The organism is Stappia sp. WLB 29 (assembly GCF_023507705.1).
Classification (GTDB): domain Bacteria; phylum Pseudomonadota; class Alphaproteobacteria; order Rhizobiales; family Stappiaceae; genus Stappia.
Map to the genome: position 1 here is coordinate 1 of NZ_JALBGD010000024.1, position 2,778 is coordinate 2,778.

The 2,778-nt window shown below is 66.2% G+C and carries 1 protein-coding gene; it reads right to left on the bottom strand.

What is annotated here, in order from left to right:
• Window positions 1-60: 60 nt before the first annotated feature.
• Complete coding sequence (locus MNI96_RS21710; protein ID WP_249696630.1) at window positions 61-2,532, bottom strand: methyl-accepting chemotaxis protein; 2,472 nt, start codon at window positions 2,530-2,532, stop codon at window positions 61-63.
• Between the last annotated feature and the right edge of the window lie 246 nt (window positions 2,533-2,778).

The following is a 2,778-nucleotide window of genomic DNA, read 5'->3' on the forward strand; positions in this document are numbered from 1 at the left end:
AGCCCGGATGAAAACCATCCGGGCTGTTTTTTGTTCTCGAGCCGCTATCGGCTGCTGGGATCAGGCGGCCGCGACGTCGTTGAGGAAGCGGTCGATCTGGGCGCGCAGCTGGCGGGTCTTTTCGCCGACATCGCTGGAGGCGACGAGGACCATGTCGGCCGAAGCGTTGGTCTCGGCGACCGCATTGGCCAGTTCGCCCATGTTGCTGGTCACCGACGTCGTGCCCTCGGCCGCGTTCTGGACGTTGCGCGAGATCTCGTTGGTGGCCGCCCCCTGCTGCTCGACCGCAGCGGCGATGGCGGAGGTGTAGTTGTCGACCTCCTGCATCGTCTGGGTGATTGCGGCAATCGCTTCGACAGCCTCCTTGGTCTCGCCCTGGATCGCGGCGATCTGGGCGCCGATCTCCTCGGTGGCCTTGGAGGTCTGATTGGCCAACTCTTTGACCTCGGCGGCGACGACGGNATTGGCCAACTCTTTGACCTCGGCGGCGACGACGGCGAAGCCCTTGCCGGCTTCGCCGGCACGCGCCGCCTCGATGGTGGCGTTGAGGGCCAGCAGGTTGGTCTGCTCGGCGATGGCCTGAATCAGGGTCACCACCTCGCCGATCTTCTGCGCGGCGGCCGCAAGACCGGAGATCTTCTCGTTGGTCTGGCGGGTGCCGTGGCTCGCCTGGTTGACGACCTCGGTGGTCTGGCCGACCTGGCGGGCGATCTCGGCGATGGACGCGGCAAGCTCCTCCGCCGCAGTGGCGACGCTTTCCACATTGTGGGTGGCCGCGCCGCTCGCCTGGGTGGTCTCCTCGGCGCGTCCGGCGCTCTCGCCGGCAATGCGGGTCAGGTCGCGGGCGGTCGCCTCCATGCCGGCAGCGGTGTCGCCGACCGACGACAGCAGCTCCTGAACCTGCGCACGGAAGGAGCCGATCAACTCGTCGACGCGCGCCTGACGGGCGGCCGCTGCCTGCTGTTCGAGCTCCTGCTCCTCCCGCATGCGGGCACGCTCGCGGGCATTGTCGCGGAACACTTCGACGGTCCGGCTCATCGCGCCGATCTCGTCGCCGCGCTCCGTGCCGTCGATCTCCACATCGGTATCGCCTTCGGCCAGGCGGCCCATGATCTCCGTCAGGCGACGCGTCGGACGGGTGATGGCGAGCGACAGGACGATGGCGACGGCGATGCCGAGACCGACGACGCTGGCCAGGGTGACCGCGATGGTCCAAAAGCTGGCCGCGCCCGAGCTGGCGGCCCGCTCGGCCTGCTCGCTGGCGAGCGAGGTGATCTGGCCGCGCATGTCGGCGGTGACCCCTGCAAGCTGCTGCGAAGAGGCGCGGACGGCCTCGAGGCTCTTCAGCATGTTCTCGAAGGACGTGCGGTAACCGTCGATCTCGGTCTGCGCCAGTTGGACCTTCTCGGCGACTTCCGGGAACTGGCTTGCCGAGGCAGCGAGGGTTCCGGCGACGAAGCTGAGTTCGGAAATGTCGCGCATCACGCCCTCGGCATCGGTGTCGCCGAAGCCGGAGAGAAAGCCGAGCGTCGTCGACTTCACTGCAAGGGCCTGCCGCGACAGGTCGCTCGCATTGGCCGAGACCAGGTCGACCTTGATCAAGGCGATGTCGCGGGACTGGACGTCCTGCTGGATCGCGTCGATGGCCTTGTAAGCCGAGGTCTGGACGTCCTTGGCCGCGGCGACGATGTCTTCGAGCGTCTTGTTGACTTGACCGCGCAGCTTGTGGACGTCGGCGAAAGAGGTGGTCGCGGCAAGCTGGGTGAACTGCTCCTTCAACTCGCCCGAGCGGTTGGCCAGCAGTTCGACGCTTGCCTGGTCGACGCCGTCGACGCGGGCATTGGTCAGCGCGCGCGCATTGTCGCCGAGCTTCTCGGCTTCGGCCATCGCTTCTTCCAGCAGCCCGTCGGCGGTCGACGTGGTCGAGCGCAGGAACATGTACTGGGTACGCAGCGCCTCTTCGCGCAGCGCCACGACGAAGCGGATGATGTCGTCCGCCTTGCGTCGGGTTGCGGCGGCCCGCAGGCTCTCGCGCTTGGCATCGCGGCGGACGATCTGCATGTCGCCGTTGATCTGCTTGGAGAGGTCGCCGAGACGGGCGATGGATGCGGCCAGTTCGCCGTTCAGCTCCTGCTGGCGGCTGGTCTCGGAACTGACGTCCGCAAAGTTGCTGCGCATGACCGAGACGGCTTCGATGGCAGCGGAAACCTCGCGGCTGGCGGTCGCATCACTTGCGACGGAGGCTTTCAGCGCCTCGAGTTCCCGGGCGAGATCGCTCACCGCGGCTTCGGTCTTCTCGGCGTCTTCCGCCTTGCGGCTCTGGAGGAAGCTCTCGCGTGCTGCGGAGACCTCCTGCAGGCTTGCGACGACGCCGGTCGCGATTCTCGACGTATCCATCTGGCTGGTCAGGCCACCGATGGCCATGGTGCCTACACCGCCGAGGACGGCAGCAAGAAGCAGCACGATTGCAAAGCCGCCACCGATCTTGGCGGCAAATCCGAGATTGCCAATCAGGCCCAACAGCCGGGACATAAATGATCCTCCACACCCGTTCGTTGTGGAACCCTAGGCGGATGTCTGTGAATCTTCGGTAAAGTCCGGGCGAATTTTCTTCGGAAAACAACCTAAGCGATTCCAAAGGCTTGAAAAGAAGCGGCGCGCCTTGGGCAGGGCGCGCCGCATGTCATCGGATATAATCGGTGGTTGGTGCAAGCGGCTCGGGCATACCCCTCAGGCGGCAGCCACGCGGGCCAGGAACCTGTCGATTTCGCTGCGCAG